This window comes from Accumulibacter sp. (genome assembly GCF_036625195.1).
Lineage (GTDB): Bacteria > Pseudomonadota > Gammaproteobacteria > Burkholderiales > Rhodocyclaceae > Accumulibacter.
This window is the reverse complement of record NZ_JAZKUG010000001.1, coordinates 1,327,092-1,341,910: the sequence shown is the minus strand read 5'-3', so window position 1 is coordinate 1,341,910 and position 14,819 is coordinate 1,327,092. Positions and strand designations below refer to the sequence as shown.

Here is a 14,819-nt window from a genome sequence, read left to right as displayed (position 1 = left end):
AGGCAAGCAACGTCTCGCCCGCCATTCTGGGCGACGGCCGGTGACAGACCGTGACAAAAGTCGCACAATGGCTGCACGAAAGCCCCGTCACGACAACTTCTGGCCGGAGAAGCACAGCCGGCGTGGCCGGGCGAGCGGTTGGCGCGAGCACCTTGCAGGAGCATCGGCATGAACGGTCCCGACGCTGTCCCCGCCGATCCGGGGGGTCCGGTCGTGCGCCGCTTCGCAGCTGCCGATCGGGCAGCCCCCCACGACAGCACGGTGCCCGCCGAGCAGCTCGGCGACGCCCAGGCCATCGACCGGCTCGCGCGATGGCTGCGAGGCGCGCCGGTGGTCGTGCTGTCCGGCGCCGGGCTGAGCACGGCCAGCGGCATCCCGGCGTATCGCGACCGGCACGGCCGATGGCAACAGGCCACGCCCATCCAGCATCGGGACTTTCTGACGTCAGCACCGGTACGCCAGCGTTACTGGGCGCGCAGCTTCGTCGGCTGGCCACGCCTGGGGCGAGCCAGTCCGACAGCGGGGCATCGGGCGCTGAGCGAGATGGAGCGGCGGGGAGTCGTCTCCTGGGTCATCACGCAGAACGTCGACGGACTGCACCAGAAGGCAGGCAGCCGACGGGTGATCGAATTGCACGGCGGCATCGGTACGGTGCTCTGTCTCGCCTGCGGACAGCGATTCTTGCGCTCTGCGGTGCAGGAATGGCTGCGGTCCGCGAATCCCGGGATGGAAGATGTCGCCGTCTGCCCCGGCCCGGACGGGGACGCCACGCTGGCCGAGGCCATCGCCAGAACGTTCCAGGTTCCCGGTTGCCCGGATTGCGGCGGCATGCTGAAGCCGGATGTCGTCTTCTTCGGCGACAGTGTGCCCCGCGTCCGTGTCAGTGCGGCAACGCAAGCGATCGACGCAGCGCCGGCACTGCTGGTCGTTGGTTCATCGCTGATGGTCTACTCCGCATTCCGCCTCGCCGACTACGCGCAGCGCCAGGGCAAACCGGTTCTGGCGGTCAATGACGGCGTGACGCGGGCGGACCATCTCCTCGCATGCAAGGTCGAGGGCGAATGCGGAGCCGTACTCGGGCGACTGCTGGACTTGGCGGTGCAGCGACCGGCCTAGCAGCCTGTCGGACTTGACCAAGTCGGCTGCAAGAAGTGGGAAGACGGCTCATTTCTCCCCGTATTTCTGCACGAATAGAACCACTATTCGCTTGAAATCCGTGAAAAACTGCGCTCGTCTCCCACTTCTTTCGCTTCGACCCATCAAGTCCGACAGGCTGCTAGCAAGTCCCGCCAGCCTGCGGCACTCGCCGCGCGACACAGCTCCTGCAGGAAGGCGAAGGCTGCGTCGGCGTGGGCCAGCGCGCGGTGGCCGAGTGCGCCGCCGAGTTCGAAGTGCTCACCGCGAACAGCCAGGACGAAGGCGGCCGGGGGCGGTTCGTCGCTGATCCGGGCGAGGACCGAGAGCAGAGCCTGCGGCGACAGTGCGTGCGACCCAGGGCCGACAAAGCCACTGGCCTGCACCTGCTCGAAGACGAAGGGTGCCGGCGTCAGGGCGCCGGCATCGATGAACAGCACGCGTTCGCGGCCGACCAGATCGAGCGCGTGTTCGATCTGCCACTGGCAGTCGCCAATCAGTTCGAAGGCGGCGCTGCGGCCGGCGGTCGCCAGCCAGGCGTGCAGCCGTTCGAGCAGCAGCGGCCCGAGTGCGTCGTCGCCACGGCTCGGGTTGCCGCAGGCCAGGACGGCGACCGGCGCACGCGCGACCATCGCTGCCGCCGTCCTTCAGCTGCCGCCGCCGGACGACAGGGCGTCCGGCGCGCCAGCCAGTCGTCCGACCAGTCGACCGGAGGCGTCCAGCAGCTCGAGCACCAGGGGCATCCGGCCGAGTGCGTGCGTGGCACACGACAGGCAGGGATCGAAACAGCGGATGGCCACCTCGATGTGGTTGAGCAGGCCCTCGGTCAGCTCCTGGCCGTCGAGGTAGCGCTGCGCGACGCGACGCACGGCCTCGTTCATCGGCTGGTTGTTGTGCGTCGTCGAAACGATCAGGTTGCACATCGTCACCAGATCGTCGTCACCGACCCGGTAGTGGTGAATGAGCGTGCCGCGCGGCGCCTCGATGACGCCGACGCCCTCGTGATGGCGCACACCACTGCTGCGCAGCTCGCTGCCCGAGAGCTCGTCATCGTGCAACAGGTCCTCGATCGCTTCGGCGGCGTGCAGCATTTCGATCATCCGCGCCCAGTGGTAGGCCAGGGGCGCGTGGACGATCCGGCCACCGCCGTGGGCGATGAACTCGCGCCGCTCGGCTTCCGCCAGAGGCGTCGCGATCGCTTCGCAGTTCTGCACCCGGGCCAGCGGGCCGACCTTGTACCAGCCGTCCCGCGGTCCGATTGCGGACAGGAAAGGGAACTTCATGTAGCTCCAGGACTTCACTTCCTCGCTGATCAGCTCGGCATAATCGCGGACGTGGACGGCGTCGGCAAGCAGCCGGCCATCGGCATCACGGGCCCGCAGGCGGCCGTCGTAAAAATCGAGCACACCGCCGGCGCCGACGATCGAGAGCAGATTCGAGCGACAGGTCCCGAAGTGGTCGTAGAGCTCCGGGTCGGCGGCATGCAGCCGCTTGACGAGCTGCACGGCCTGCCGACTCCAGGCGATGATCTGTTCGATGCCGGCCAGCAGATCGGCGCGCTCGGCGCGACTCAGCGCGCGGTTGACGCCGCCGGGTACGGCACCGGTACCGTGCACGCGCTTGCCGGCGGTGAGGCGGATGATCTCCTGCCCGAACCGGCGCAACAGGACCCCCTGGCGAGCGACCTCGGGATGTGCCGCTGCGATGCCGACGATGTTGCGCCGGGCGGCGTCGCTGGCGAAACCGAAGAGCAGGTCGGGCGACGAGAGATGGAAGAAATGCAGCGCGTGTGACTGCAGGATCTGGCCGGCGTGCATCAGCCGGCGGAGCTTCTCGGCGGTCGGCGGCAGCTCGTCGGCGCCGACGACATGGTCGAGCGCCTTCGCCGCCGCCAGGTGGTGCGACACCGGGCAGATGCCGCAGAGGCGCTGCACCATCACCGGCACCTCCCAGTACGGGCGGCCCTGGATGAACTTCTCGAAACCGCGGAACTCGACGATGTGCAGCCGCGCCTGCCACACCTGGCCGGCATCATCGAGCAGCAGGGTGACCTTGCCGTGCCCTTCGACGCGCGACAGCGGGTCGAGGGCAATCCGCCGCAGGTTGCCGCCATCGCCGGTCGCGCTGGCCAGTGGGAAATCTGCAGTCGCCATCCTGTTCGTCGCCTTGCGCTCAGTCGAAATGCAGCAGTGGATGCCCGAGGCGTGGGGTGCGGCCATCGAGCAGGTCGGTGAGGAACTTCCAGATGGCATCGCCCGATGGCGGGCAGCCCGGGATGAAATAGTCGATGCGGACGATTTCATGGATCGGATGCACCTGGTTGAGCGGCAGCGGCAGCTCGGGATCGTCGGGAATCCGGCCGCCAACGATCCCGGGTGCGGTCAGGTACACTTCCTGCAGGCACTGCCCGAGGTCGAGATGGTTGCGCTGCGCTGGCAGGCCACCGTTGATGGCGCAGGCGCCGACGGCGATCAGTACCTTGCACTGCTGACGAAATTCGCGCAGGACGTGGATGTTCTCGGCATTGCAGATGCCACCCTCGATGAGGCCGATGTCGCAAGGACCGCAGTGCTTGATGTCGGTCAGCGGCGAGCGATCGAGATCGACGCGGTCGAGCAGCTCGAAGAGGCGCTCGTCGATGTCGAGCAGCGACATGTGGCAACCGAAGCAGCCGGCCAGCGATGTCGTCGCGAGGCGCAGCTTGCGCTGCCCGACGGGCGGGTTCATCTCAGTGCTCCGGCCCGTTGCCGCCGCTCCCCGGCGGACTGGCGAACTGCATGCCGATCGGCTGTCGGTCATAACGCCGACAGCCGATCGGCTGCAGGAAGCCCCGCCGCTTCGCGAGAATCACGCCGACCGGGCAGACATGCGCAGCCTTGTCGGCGAGAGAGAAGCCGGTATCGGCGAGGCGGCCGGATTCGGCGTTGACGATCAGGTGCTTGCCGATGCCGCGCCCGGAGAGGGCGAAGACGTTCTTGCCGTCGACCTCACGGCTGGCGCGAACGCACAACTCGCAGAGGATGCAGCGGTTGAAGTCGAGGAGGACTTCGGGGTGCGAGGCGTCGACCGGCCGGTCGGGATAGAACTGCGGGAAATGCGCCGTCAGCATTTCGAGTTCGTAGGCCAGCGCCTGCAGCAGGCAGTCGCCGCTCTTCTCGCACGAGGGGCAGAAGTGGTTGCCCTCGACGAACAGCATCTGCAACAGCGTCCGCCGCTTGTCGTTGAGATCGGGCGAGTTGTTCTCGACCTCCATCCCGTCCTTCGCCGGCATCGTGCACGCCGAGACGTAGCGGCCGTTCGCCTTCACGGTGCACAGCTTGCAGCTGCCCTGTGGCTTGAAGTCTGGGTGGTGGCAGAGGTGGGGAATGAAGATGCCGGCGGCTGTCGCCGCTTCCATGATCGTCTGCCCGACGCTGAAGGGAACCGGCAGGCCGTCGAGCAACAGGGTCGGGGTGTTCATCGTTCGGCTCGCTGAACCCCGGCAGCGGGGCCGAAATGCGCTGCCGGATCGTCGCGTACGGTCATCTGGCGGGCGATCGACAGCGACTGGTCGAGGTCGAAGGCGGGTACGAAGTCGAGCGATCGCAGGCGTCGCTCGTAGGCCGGGCGGAACTTGTTGAGGGTGTCGAACAGCGGATTGCACGCCGTCTGGCCGAGTCCGCAGTGGCTGGCGGCATGCAACAGGCGATGGATGCGGAAGATTTCGTTGATGTCGTACTGCGATCCGTCGCCCCGGGCGATCTTGTCCATGCAGTTGGCGACCAGCGTCGTGCCTACCCGGCAGGGGGTGCAGAAGCCGCAGCTCTCGTGGGCGAAGAAATGGGCGAAGTTGCGGGCGACCTCGAACAGGTCGCGGTGCGCGCCGAAGACCGTGAACGCTCCGGCCGTCGGCACATCCTCGAAGGCGATGCGGCGCGTGAACTCGTGCAGCGCCAGGCAGCTTCCCGATGGACCGCCCACCTGGACCGCCTGCGCATTGCCGGCACCACAGTCGTGCAGCACCTGGTCGATGGAGACGCCGAAGGGGTACTCATAGACCCCGGGTGACTCGACATCGCCGGCGATCGACAACAGTTTGGTGCCCGTCGACTGCTTGGTACCGAGACCGGCAAACCAGTCGCCACCCCTGAGCGCGATCAGGCCCACCTTGCACAGGGTCTCGACGTTGTTCACCACCGTCGGCTGACCGCGGTAGCCCTGCTGCGCCGGATAGGGCGGTCGGATCCTGGGGACGCCACGCCGGCCTTCGAGTGACTCGAGCAGTGCCGTCTCCTCGCCGCAGACGTAGGCGCCGGCACCGAGATGGATGTCGATGTCGAAGTTCCAGTCCTGCTGACCGCAAGCGGCCACGCCCAGCAAGCCGTTGCGACGCCGCCGCGCGAGGTTCTCGTTCAGCGCCGGCAGCAGCCAGGCATACTCGCCGCGCAGGTAGAGCAGGCCCTGCCTGGCGCCGATGGCGAAAGCGGCGACGCTCATGCCATCGAAGACGAGATCGGCGTGGCTTGCCAGCAGGACGCGATCCTTGAAGGTGCCGGGCTCGCCCTCGTCGGCGTTGCAGACGAGGTAGCGACCGCCTTGCGGGTCACGGCACGGCGCGCAACGGGCCGCTTCCCACTTGGTGTGGGTCGTGAAACCGGCGCCGCCGCGCCCGCGCAGGTTGGACCGTTTCAGCTCGTCGAGCAGTGGCTCGCGTCCTCGCGCAACCGCAGCCCGCATCGCCTCGCCGGGAGTGGATGCGGTGGCGAGCAGCACATCGCGGCGGCGGATGTTGTCGGCGACGAGAAACCACTCCTCTGGCCAGTCGCTTACCGCCACCTGCGCCCGCACCAGCTCACTGATGCGGTCGATGCGCTCGGCCGACAGGCGCGTCAGCGGCCGTCCATTGACCAGCAGCGCCGGCCCCTGATCGCACATGCCGGTACAGGAGGTGGTGTCGACACTGACCAGGCCGTCCTCCGAAACCTTGCCGCGCTCGATCCAGAGGCGGTGGCACAGGCGATCCATCAGTTCGACGCTGCCAAGCATGCGATCGGTCACGTTGTCGGAGAAAAGGATGCGATAGCGTCCAACGGGCTGCAGATGGAGAAACGAGTAGAAGCCGGCAACGCCCTCGACACGCGCACGCGGCAGTTCGACGGCGTCGGCGATGGCGGTCAATGCCGTCCGCGGCAGGTAGCCAAGCACTTCCTGCGCCTCACGCAGGATTTGCAGCAAGCGCAGGGGATCGCGTCGATGACGGTCGACGACCGGTTGCAGCAGTGCTGCCACAGCTGTCGCATCGAAGCACTCGTCGGCCACGACCATCTCCCGCAACCATCGCGTATGGCGATCCATTGCGCAAGCTTACTGTTCCTGGCAGCCGTGGTGCTGACGCAGGTCAAACGAAACGACGAAAAACCCGCCTCGATCAGCATGGGGGGGCTGAGGGCGGGTCGGTCACCCCGGCCATCGGCCGCGTCGTTCCGCGCCCGGATGGACGGGCGGGCGGAGCGGCCGCTGGCGCGCAGCGACGATCGCCGGCGACCCGCATCAGCATGGTCCTCACTGCTGCCGTGTCACCGACCGCCATCGCCGCCCGCAGGGCATCGATCAACCCGGCCAGCGCCTCGGCTTCCAGCCCGGGTTCGGTTGCCCTCATGATCTTCGGGTGGGAGGTTCCCTCGGCGTTGCTGCTGGCGATCAGCAGTTCTTCGTACAGCTTCTCGCCCGGGCGCAGGCCGCTCATGACGATCTCGACATCGCCGTCGGGATTGGCCTCGTCCCGCACGGATTGCCCTGCCAGGCGGATCATGTTGCGGGCAAGATCGACGATCCGCACGGGATCGCCCATGTCGAGAAGGAAGATCTCGCCACCGGCCGCCAGACTGCCGGCCTGGATCACCAGTTCGACCGCCTCATGGATCGACATGAAGTAGCGCGTCACCTCCGGATGGGTGACGGTCACCGGCCCCCCTTGGGCGATCTGCTCCCTGAACAACGGAATCACCGAACCGCTCGACCCGAGCACGTTGCCGAAGCGCACGGCACAGAATCGCTGGCCGGTTTCCCCAGCGCTGGCACGGCGGGCGAAGTCCTGCACCACCAGCTCGGCGAGACGCTTGCTCGCACCCATGACGTTCGTCGGCCGCACCGCCTTGTCGGTCGAGATGAGGACGAAGGTCGCGACCGCCGCGTCGAACGCGGCCCGGGCAACGGTCAGCGTGCCCAGGACATTGTTGCGCGCTCCTTCGAGAACGTTGGCCTCGACCAGCGGCACGTGCTTGTGGGCGGCAGCGTGATAGATGGTATCGACGCGGTGAGTGGCGAGCAATCGTGCCACCAGGTCGGCATCGCCGACCGAGCCAAGGGTGGGCACCACCTCCTGCTCGCCGATTGAGCGCAGCAGGCGATCAATCTGGTACAACGCATGTTCGCTTGCTTCGAGCAGGACGAGGCGCGCCGGTGCCAGAGCCGCAATCTGCCGACACAGTTCGGAGCCGATCGAACCGCCGGCACCGGTGACGAGGACCACCTTGTCGCGCACACAGCGCCCGAGCAGGGCGGGATCGGCGGCCACCGGGTCCCGCCCGAGCAGGTCACCGATGTCGACTTCGCGCACCATGTTGACCAGATGCCGGCCACTGGCGATGTCCGTCAGCGAGGGGAGGATGCGTACCCGCACCGGATGCCGCTCCAGTTCGGACACGACCTCACGGCGGCGGGCATTCGAGGCCGAAGGCAGGGTGACGATGACATCGTGGATGTCGAAGCGGTTGATCAGCGATTCGAGCTGTTCGGGCGCATAGACGCGCAAACCGCCGATATCCTTGCCCTGCAACGTGCCATCGTCGTCGAGAAAACCGGCCGGAAAGAGCTGGCGGCCGCGACGCAGCGAAGCGGCAAGCTGCCGTCCGGCCTCGCCGGCACCGTAGATGAGCACCTGGCGCCCGGCAAAGCGACTGCGCACCGGAAACCACAGCAGCCAGCGGGCCGAGAAGCGCGAGCCGGCGACGAGAACCGTGCCGATGAGCCAGTAGAGCAGCGGCACCGCGCGCGGCACCCCCTGGCCGCCCGTCATCTGCGTCATGAACGCCAGCGCCGCCCAGAGCAGTGCTGCCAGCGACATCGCCTTGACCACCGACCACAGGGCCTGCTCGCCAAGATACCGGATCACCGAGCGATACAGGCCCATCTTCAGGAAGACGGGCATCGCCAGCACGGGCGCGATGGCCATCAGCAGCAGCTGCGAGCGATTCGGCTGGAACCATTCACCGAAGCGCAGGGCATAGGCTGCCCAGAGTGAAGCGATCAGCAGCACGGCATCACCGGCAAGCATCAGTGCCTGCTTGTTGCGGCGCGGCAGGTCGATCAGGGCGTTCGACAGGCGTTCCGGCAACAGCTTAGGCATCGCCTGCACGCCCCCGCGACAGGAAACTGCAAAGAGGAGCCACTGCACACGCGCCAATCGGTGGCCGGCGCGGCCAGCGAGACCCCTGCTTCCCTGGGGCAGGATTTCGGCTGCGCAAAGGCGGCCCGGGAACATGCGCGAACCCCAAGTGGGCACGACGGACCGGCTCATGCCGGGCGGCACCCGATGCGCTCGCCGTCGGCCTCAGGAATGCGCACCAACAAGCGCCGACGCCCGGTTGCCCGGGTGCCGGTCGCCGATTGATCAGCGGCCACGCAGCAAACATGAGACTCCAGACGGAAAGGAGCAGCGGCGGCAAGCGCCGTTCGCACCACGCGTCCGCATGATGCCGCGGCACCGATCGGAGGCCTGGGGCCAACTGCCTGTCTTGGCCGATCACGACTGTGCCGCTCGCACATCGTACTACAGCCGGCCTGCTGCAGCACCTGTTGCCGCCAGGATGATGGACATTGCCGGATGCCGACTGCCTCGTCGTGACTCAGCCCGTCTGCACGAGTTAGTCCCGGCGTGATCGCATAAGCAGAAACTATTGGCGGCAGCCGTGCCGCAAGAGCAGAATCGGCCGGCCGGGGCAGGTATCCGCCCGGTGCAATCCGCTGCCAATGGCGGCCAAGCTCTCTCGCGGCTGTCTCGGATTGGCGGCCCAGGGTGACGGCGCTCGGCTTTCGAGGTTCCCCATGATCCCCTTCTACACCTCTCTCCTTTCGCAACCCGCGACGGTGGGCGGTTCTCTCAGAACGCTGTGCAGTCAGATCGCGAGCATCGACAGCCTCGTCCTGACGCCCAACCAGCGACTCTTCGCCAGCGGGCGCGATGGCGTATTCGAACTGCTCGCGTCGGCTGACGGGAGCAGTCGGACGGAACGTGTCGCCTTCGCCGTGGACGGTGTGCCGACCGACTGCATGAAGAACGGCATGGCGACCGACGGCGATTTCCTGTACCTCGCCTGCGCGCATCTTCACCAAAGCGACAATCCGCTCGTCAGGACGATCCTCAACGACCTCAACGATGTCGAGCAGGTGGCCAAGTGCCTGCTGCAACTCTACATGGCGGCGTTCAGCTTTCGCGTCGAATCATGGATCCTGCGCTGCGACCTGCGGCGGACGCCCCTCGCGTTCACCGAGCGACTGGCATCGCTGGCGCCAGACGCAGGGTCCGGCGGACTGGGCAGCAACTTCCTGGCCAACGGCCTGGCCATCGATCCGCAGCACTCCTGCCTCTACGTCGCCAACAGCGCACCGGGTTTCGCCGCCGCCATTTATCGCGTCGCGACCGACGGCTCTGCCGACAGCACCCGCTGTACGCTCTGGCACCGCCCGCCGGGGTGCAAGCCGAATGGCCTGAGGCTGCGCGAGCAGGGGCTCTGTTACACGGGAAACGGCGTCAGTTCCGCCGTCCTCGGCCACGTGCCGTTCAATCCCGATGGCAGCGCGAGCACCTCCGAGATCATCGAGATCGCACCGCTGCGGCTTTTCGCCCATTTCGACGCCGTCCCACCCGGCTTCGTCGTCGCGGAATCAGGCGACACCACAGGTCTGCAGGCGGGTGCCCTGCGCCTCGTTTCGTGCGCCGGACGAACGATCGGCATGCTACGGCACGCCGGCCTGCGCCGACCTTGCGCCGTCGCGCTCGCCCATGCCGACACCGCTCTATTCACCGCTGACGAGGTGCTCGTCGCCGACAGGCACGACGGACGGGTCTTGGCATTCAGGCCTGAGGAGCCGTGGCGACAGTGGCTGCGCGGTGAGAACGCAGATGCCCGCGGGACGCATCCGGCAGCCAAGCAGTAAGCGGAGCGCCCCTGTGTCCATGCCGAAGAGCCGGACCCGGGTGGAGGCAGTCTTGCCGGTCGGTTGACCGCCTCCCGCCGGGATCAGGCAACCGTCCTCGATCAGCGGCTGCGCGCGTCGCCCCAGAGGATCTTGTGCAGTTGGAGCTGGAAGCGCACCGGCAGGCGATCGTCGACGATCCACCCTGCGAGGGTCGCGGGCGCCAAGTCGCCGGCCACCGGCGACAGAAGCACAGTGCAGATCGCGGCAAGCCGGCGCTCGGCGATCTGGCGGCGCGCCCAATCATAGTCGAGGCGGTCACGCACGACGAACTTGATTTCGTCGTCTGCTGTCAGAAGTGCCAGGTTCTGCCATCGGTTCCGCTCGCATTCGCCGGAACCGGGCGCCTTGAGGTCGACGATGCGCGATACGCGCTGGTCCACACCGGCGATGTCAAGCGCACCCGATGTCTCCAGCGATACCGAATGACCCGCGTCGGCGAGCTCGTGCAACAGTTGGCGACAGTTCCTCTGCGCCAGCGGCTCTCCGCCCGTGACACAGACATGGCGGACGCCGTAGCCGGCGACTTCGGCGAGCACTTCCGGCAGGGTCATCTTCCGCCCCCCTTCGAACGCGTACACGGTGTCACACCAGCTGCAGCGCAGGGGGCAGCCCGTCAGGCGAACGAAGACAGTCGGCAAGCCGACCCGCGTGCTTTCGCCCTGCAGCGACAGAAAGATTTCGTTGACGGTGAGCGCAGAAGCTCGGATCGAGGCCGTCACCGGCCTACTTCTTCAGGCGCTGCCTGGCGGTGCTGGCAGCGGCGCTGTCCGGATACTTGGCGACGACGGCCTCGAGCGTCGCCTTCGCTCCTTTGGCGTCCGCAAGTTCCTGCTGGCAGGTGGCGATGTTCAGCAAGGCCTCGGGTGCCCGCGAATTCGCGGGCCACTTGCTGGCAACGATGCGGTGGGCATCGATTGCCTTCTTGCAGTCGCGCAGCGAGTACTGGGCATTGCCCAGCCAGTAGAAAGCGTTGGGCGTCAGGCTGCTTTCCGGATGCGCACGCGCGAAGGCTTCGAAGGCCGCTGCCGCCTCCTTGAGCTTGTTGGCGCGAAACAGGTTCAGCGCCGCCTCGTACTCACGCGCTTCGGCCGCAGGATCGCTGGCCGCCTTCCTGGGCGGCTCGGCGGGCGCCTTGCCGTCGTCCGCAGGCGGTTTCGGATCGCTGCCGGCAGCCGGTTGCGGTTCCAGCTTGCGCAGACGTCCGTCGAGATCGACGTAGAAGTCCTGCTGTCGCTTGCGGGCCGCATCGAGTTCGTAGGTGAGGGTCTCGACCTGACCACGCAGACGGGCATTCTCGTCGCGCAGGGCCTGGATCTGATTGGCCAGCTCGATCTGACCCTTGGCAACGGTGTCGAGGCGTTCGCTGGTCTTGATCGCCAGATCCTTGACCTGCCGCCGTGCCTCGTCGTCATCGAAGAGGCCAGCCTGCGCCGGCCGGACGGCGAGCACGGTGGCGCACAGGCCAGCCAGGGCCAGGCGGCGAGCCATTGTTCCCCGCACGGCGGAGCGCAGCAGCCCTGCCGACACTCTAGAACTCGCCGCTGTAGAGCATGTCACCGCGACGGTTCTCTGCCCATGCGGCTTCGCCGTGACCCTCGTTCTTGGGCTTCTCCTCACCCAGGCTGACGGCTTCGAGCTGGTCCTCGCGAGCGCCGAGCAGGGCCATCATCTTCTTGATTGCGTCGGCTCGCTTCTGGCCGAGCGCCAGGTTGTACTCACGACTGCCGCGCTCGTCGGTGTTTCCCTGGATCAGCATGCGGAACTGGCGGTTCTCGGTCAGAAACTTGGCATGCGCCGTCACCAGATCCTTGTACTCGGCCTTCACTTCGTAGCTGTCGTAATCGAAATAGACGCTGCGCTTGGAGAGAATGCTTTTCGGATCGGTGAGGACAGCCGGCAACCTGCCGCCATCGACGCCCCCCGTCGTCACCGTGGCTACCGAAGGGCCACCAGCGCGGGATTCGACCGGCGCGCCTGACTGATCACCGCCCTCCGGCGTCGAACTGCAAGCGGCGACCAGAAGGGCCAGAGCGGCCGGTATGACGAGTCGTTTCATGAATTTCTCCTGCGCTATGTTTGCCATCGGAATGCCTGGTCAGCGATTGTAAGGGCCCCATGCCGGCTCGCGGACGTCGCCCGCGGGTATGGAGAGGCGCTGCTTGATGCGGCCATCGAGTGAGACCGCCGAGAGCACCCCGCGGCCGCCCATCTCGGTGGCGATCAGAACCATCCGGCCATTCGGCGAGAAGGTCGGCGATTCATCCTTGTTCGAATCCGTGAGCACCTGCACCTGGCGACTCGCCAGATCCATCACCGACAGGCGGAAGCCCCCGTCGCGGCGGCTGATGAAGGCCATCGACCTGCCATCGGGCGAGATGCGCGGACTGACGTTGTAGGTACCTTCGAAACTGACTCGCTGCACATCGCCACCGCTGACGCTCATGCGGTAGATCTGCGGACTGCCACCGCGATCCGAAGTGAAATAGACGTGCTGGCCATCCGTCGAGAAGTTGGGCTCGGTGTTGATCGCATTGTCGGTCGTCAGGCGCTGCGCTCCCGAACCGTCGGCGTTGACCAGGAATATCTGCGAACCACCGTCCTTGCTCAGGACCACCGCCAGCCGGCGACCATCCGGTGACCAGGCCGGGGCCGAATTCGATCCCTTGAAATTGGCGACGACGACCCGCTTGCCCGAAGCCAGCGAATGGACGTAGACGACGGGCTTCTTGTTTTCGAAGGAGACATACGCCAGGCGGCCGCCGTCAGGCGACCAGGAAGGCGAGATGATCGGCTCCCGTGAGATCAGCGCCACCTGTGCATTCTGGCCATCGGCATCCGCGATGTGCAGTTCATAGCGGGCCGCGCCGGCGCGGACGACGTAGGCGACCCGGGTCGAGAACACGCCCGGCTCACCGGTCAGTTTTTCGTAGATGATGTCGGCGATGCGATGTCCCGCAGCGCGCAGCGTCGCCTTCGAGGTGACGAAGGCGGAACCTCCGAGAACCGACTGCTTGGTGACGTCGAAAAGGCGAAAGCGTGCCTCCTCGCGGCCTCCGTTGCTGGCGCCGATGCTGCCGGCGGCGAGCGCATCGGCGCCGCGATTCTTCCAGTCAGTGAAGACCGGGGCGGTCGCCTCGGTCATCGCGACGCCGCTGGTGTCGACCATCCTGAAGAGGCCGCTGCGTTCGAGATCGGCCCGTATGACGGAGGTGATGATGCGCGAGGAAGCAGGATCGCCACCGAAATCGGCGATCGCCACCGGAATGCGGTTGGCACCGGCACCGGTGATCTCGACCGTCAATTGGCCATGCGCCGGTCGCAGCAGCAGAACCAGGGCAGCGAGAGCGAACAGCCGAAGAAAACCCAGTTTGATCGAAAACTCAGACATCGCGCATGTCCATCACGGAAGGCGCGATTATATCGTCTATGGATGCTCCTGATTTGTAACGATACGTTATCCGGCGGCCCGTCCTGCAGGCGGCGCCAGCCCCGGCGACGGTCGTGCTAGCGATGTCGGACCGTGCGCGAGCGCATGTAGGCGGCAAAGAAAGTGGCGTCGATCGCCTGCAGCCTCGCTCTTTCGTCGACCAGCGCCCGGCTGTAGCCGCCCGGTTCGATGGCGAGAATCTTCGTCAGCGCCAGGAAGGCGCCCAACCCCGGGATGCCTGCGGCGGCCCGCCTGATCGGCGGCGAGATCTCGCCGGCGAGCGCAGCGACGAACTCGGGATGAGGGAGCAGACACCAGGCAGGAAACCAGGACGCGTCAGGCATCTCGATTGCAGAGTGAAAGCGCCGCCAGTCGCTCTCCAGCTCCGGTGCAGAGAGTTCGGCGAGCAGTTGCGGGAAGGAGTCGGTAGCGAACCAGGCGAGCGAAAAGATCTGCCAGCGGGCTGCCTGCAAACCACCAACGCGGTAGCGGGCCAGTGCTCGCCAGCGCAGGATCAGCGGATCATTCCAGCCGTCGGCGATGCGGCTCGCCGCGCCCTCGGCTTCAGCACCGGCGTGCGCCCGCAGGTACAAAGCGGCAGCGTGGATCTGCGGGCGCGCCGGGTCAAACGGCTGGCCGGCAGCGGCGGTTGCGAGCCTTCGCCAGATCCGGTCGAGGAATCCCCTTGCCTCGCTGCCGAGAGCCTGGGTGGCAGGAACGACGACCGCGTCGATCTCGCCGAGCAGCTGCGCGAGGCCGTCGCCGTCGGGGGTTGCGAAATCGCTCTCGCGAAGCTTCTCGAGGAAGGCGAGGAGAACCGCGAAAGGCGCCAGTTCGGATCGTTCCGGCGACTCGGCGCGCAGGGCCGCAAGTGCGTTCCGCGCCCGCGCGCACTCGCCTGCGCGAAAGGCAGCGACGACATCGTTGACCAGCACCACCTCGCGTGAATCGAGAAAGAGGTCGAGTTGACGAGCACTCATTTCGCCTCCCGGGCGCTCTGGTGCATGACCGCGGCTCA

Annotated in this window: 13 protein-coding genes; 2 read left to right on the top strand and 11 right to left on the bottom strand. The window is 66.7% G+C overall.

Annotation, left to right across the window (positions count from 1 at the left end; genetic code table 11):
• Window positions 1–168: 168 nt before the first annotated feature.
• Window positions 169–1,116 (top strand): NAD-dependent protein deacetylase, encoded by a 948-nt coding sequence (locus V5B60_RS05835; RefSeq protein WP_332346102.1) that lies wholly within the window; start codon window positions 169–171, stop codon window positions 1,114–1,116.
• Window positions 1,117–1,259: 143 nt separating this feature from the next.
• Here the strand turns inward: V5B60_RS05835 and V5B60_RS05830 are convergent, their stop codons facing one another.
• The 6 genes from V5B60_RS05830 to V5B60_RS05805 form a co-directional block, all read right to left on the bottom strand.
• On the bottom strand, window positions 1,260–1,766 hold the full coding sequence (locus V5B60_RS05830) for a hydrogenase maturation protease (protein WP_332346101.1): 507 nt from the start codon (window positions 1,764–1,766) through the stop codon (window positions 1,260–1,262).
• A 15-nt stretch (window positions 1,767–1,781) separates the two neighbouring features.
• Window positions 1,782–3,287, bottom strand: coding sequence for a Ni/Fe hydrogenase subunit alpha (locus tag V5B60_RS05825; protein ID WP_332346100.1), 1,506 nt, complete (start codon window positions 3,285–3,287; stop codon window positions 1,782–1,784).
• A gap of 19 nt (window positions 3,288–3,306) precedes the next feature.
• Window positions 3,307–3,861, bottom strand: a complete 555-nt coding sequence (locus V5B60_RS05820; RefSeq protein WP_332346099.1) for an NADP oxidoreductase — start codon at window positions 3,859–3,861, stop codon at window positions 3,307–3,309.
• A 1-nt stretch (window position 3,862) separates the two neighbouring features.
• Entirely contained in the window at window positions 3,863–4,594 is a 732-nt protein-coding gene (locus V5B60_RS05815; protein WP_332346098.1) for a 2Fe-2S iron-sulfur cluster-binding protein, read from the bottom strand.
• On the bottom strand, window positions 4,591–6,438 hold the full coding sequence (locus V5B60_RS05810; protein ID WP_332350440.1) for an NAD(P)H-dependent oxidoreductase subunit E: 1,848 nt from the start codon (window positions 6,436–6,438) through the stop codon (window positions 4,591–4,593). Before V5B60_RS05810 ends, V5B60_RS05815 begins: the two co-directional genes overlap by 4 nt.
• Window positions 6,439–6,541: 103 nt before the next feature.
• The gene (locus V5B60_RS05805) at window positions 6,542–8,521 is read right to left on the bottom strand and encodes a polysaccharide biosynthesis protein (RefSeq protein WP_332346097.1); all 1,980 of its coding nucleotides are present in this window, start codon (window positions 8,519–8,521) and stop codon (window positions 6,542–6,544) included.
• A 698-nt stretch (window positions 8,522–9,219) separates the two neighbouring features.
• On the opposite strand from V5B60_RS05805, the gene V5B60_RS05800 reads away from it, so the two are divergent.
• The gene (locus V5B60_RS05800; RefSeq protein WP_332346096.1) at window positions 9,220–10,332 is read left to right on the top strand and encodes a hypothetical protein; all 1,113 of its coding nucleotides are present in this window, start codon (window positions 9,220–9,222) and stop codon (window positions 10,330–10,332) included.
• Between the two features lie 101 nt (window positions 10,333–10,433).
• On the opposite strand, the gene queE is transcribed toward V5B60_RS05800, so the two are convergent.
• The 5 genes from queE to V5B60_RS05775 all read right to left on the bottom strand — a co-directional run bounded on the left by queE (window position 10,434) and on the right by V5B60_RS05775 (window position 14,781).
• Window positions 10,434–11,093, bottom strand: a complete 660-nt coding sequence (queE, locus tag V5B60_RS05795; protein ID WP_332346095.1) for a 7-carboxy-7-deazaguanine synthase QueE — start codon at window positions 11,091–11,093, stop codon at window positions 10,434–10,436.
• Between the two features lie 4 nt (window positions 11,094–11,097).
• Complete coding sequence (ybgF, locus tag V5B60_RS05790) at window positions 11,098–11,862, bottom strand: tol-pal system protein YbgF (protein ID WP_332346094.1); 765 nt, start codon at window positions 11,860–11,862, stop codon at window positions 11,098–11,100.
• 40 nt (window positions 11,863–11,902) lie between these two features.
• Window positions 11,903–12,430 (bottom strand): peptidoglycan-associated lipoprotein Pal, encoded by a 528-nt coding sequence (gene pal / locus V5B60_RS05785; RefSeq protein WP_332346093.1) that lies wholly within the window; start codon window positions 12,428–12,430, stop codon window positions 11,903–11,905.
• Window positions 12,431–12,469: 39 nt separating this feature from the next.
• Window positions 12,470–13,762 carry a Tol-Pal system beta propeller repeat protein TolB gene (gene tolB / locus V5B60_RS05780; protein ID WP_332346092.1) on the bottom strand — a complete coding sequence of 431 codons (1,293 nt, stop codon included), beginning with the start codon at window positions 13,760–13,762 and terminating at the stop codon, window positions 12,470–12,472.
• A gap of 116 nt (window positions 13,763–13,878) precedes the next feature.
• Complete coding sequence (locus V5B60_RS05775; protein ID WP_332346091.1) at window positions 13,879–14,781, bottom strand: hypothetical protein; 903 nt, start codon at window positions 14,779–14,781, stop codon at window positions 13,879–13,881.
• Window positions 14,782–14,819: the final 38 nt, after the last annotated feature.

Bases quoted from the DNA above. Each gene is read 5' to 3' on its own strand.
- V5B60_RS05815 (WP_332346098.1), bottom strand. From the start codon at position 4,594: ATGAACACCCCGACCCTGTTGCTCGACGGCCTGCCGGTTCCCTTCAGC.
- V5B60_RS05775 (WP_332346091.1), bottom strand. From the start codon at position 14,781: ATGAGTGCTCGTCAACTCGACCTCTTTCTCGATTCACGCGAGGTGGTG.
- pal (WP_332346093.1), bottom strand. From the start codon at position 12,430: ATGAAACGACTCGTCATACCGGCCGCTCTGGCCCTTCTGGTCGCCGCT.
- V5B60_RS05820 (WP_332346099.1), bottom strand. From the start codon at position 3,861: ATGAACCCGCCCGTCGGGCAGCGCAAGCTGCGCCTCGCGACGACATCG.
- V5B60_RS05810 (WP_332350440.1), bottom strand. From the start codon at position 6,438: ATGGTCGTGGCCGACGAGTGCTTCGATGCGACAGCTGTGGCAGCACTG.
- V5B60_RS05800 (WP_332346096.1), top strand. From the start codon at position 9,220: ATGATCCCCTTCTACACCTCTCTCCTTTCGCAACCCGCGACGGTGGGC.
- V5B60_RS05835 (WP_332346102.1), top strand. From the start codon at position 169: ATGAACGGTCCCGACGCTGTCCCCGCCGATCCGGGGGGTCCGGTCGTG.
- V5B60_RS05805 (WP_332346097.1), bottom strand. From the start codon at position 8,521: ATGCCTAAGCTGTTGCCGGAACGCCTGTCGAACGCCCTGATCGACCTG.
- V5B60_RS05825 (WP_332346100.1), bottom strand. From the start codon at position 3,287: ATGGCGACTGCAGATTTCCCACTGGCCAGCGCGACCGGCGATGGCGGC.
- V5B60_RS05830 (WP_332346101.1), bottom strand. From the start codon at position 1,766: ATGGTCGCGCGTGCGCCGGTCGCCGTCCTGGCCTGCGGCAACCCGAGC.
- ybgF (WP_332346094.1), bottom strand. From the start codon at position 11,862: ATGGCTCGCCGCCTGGCCCTGGCTGGCCTGTGCGCCACCGTGCTCGCC.
- tolB (WP_332346092.1), bottom strand. From the start codon at position 13,762: ATGTCTGAGTTTTCGATCAAACTGGGTTTTCTTCGGCTGTTCGCTCTC.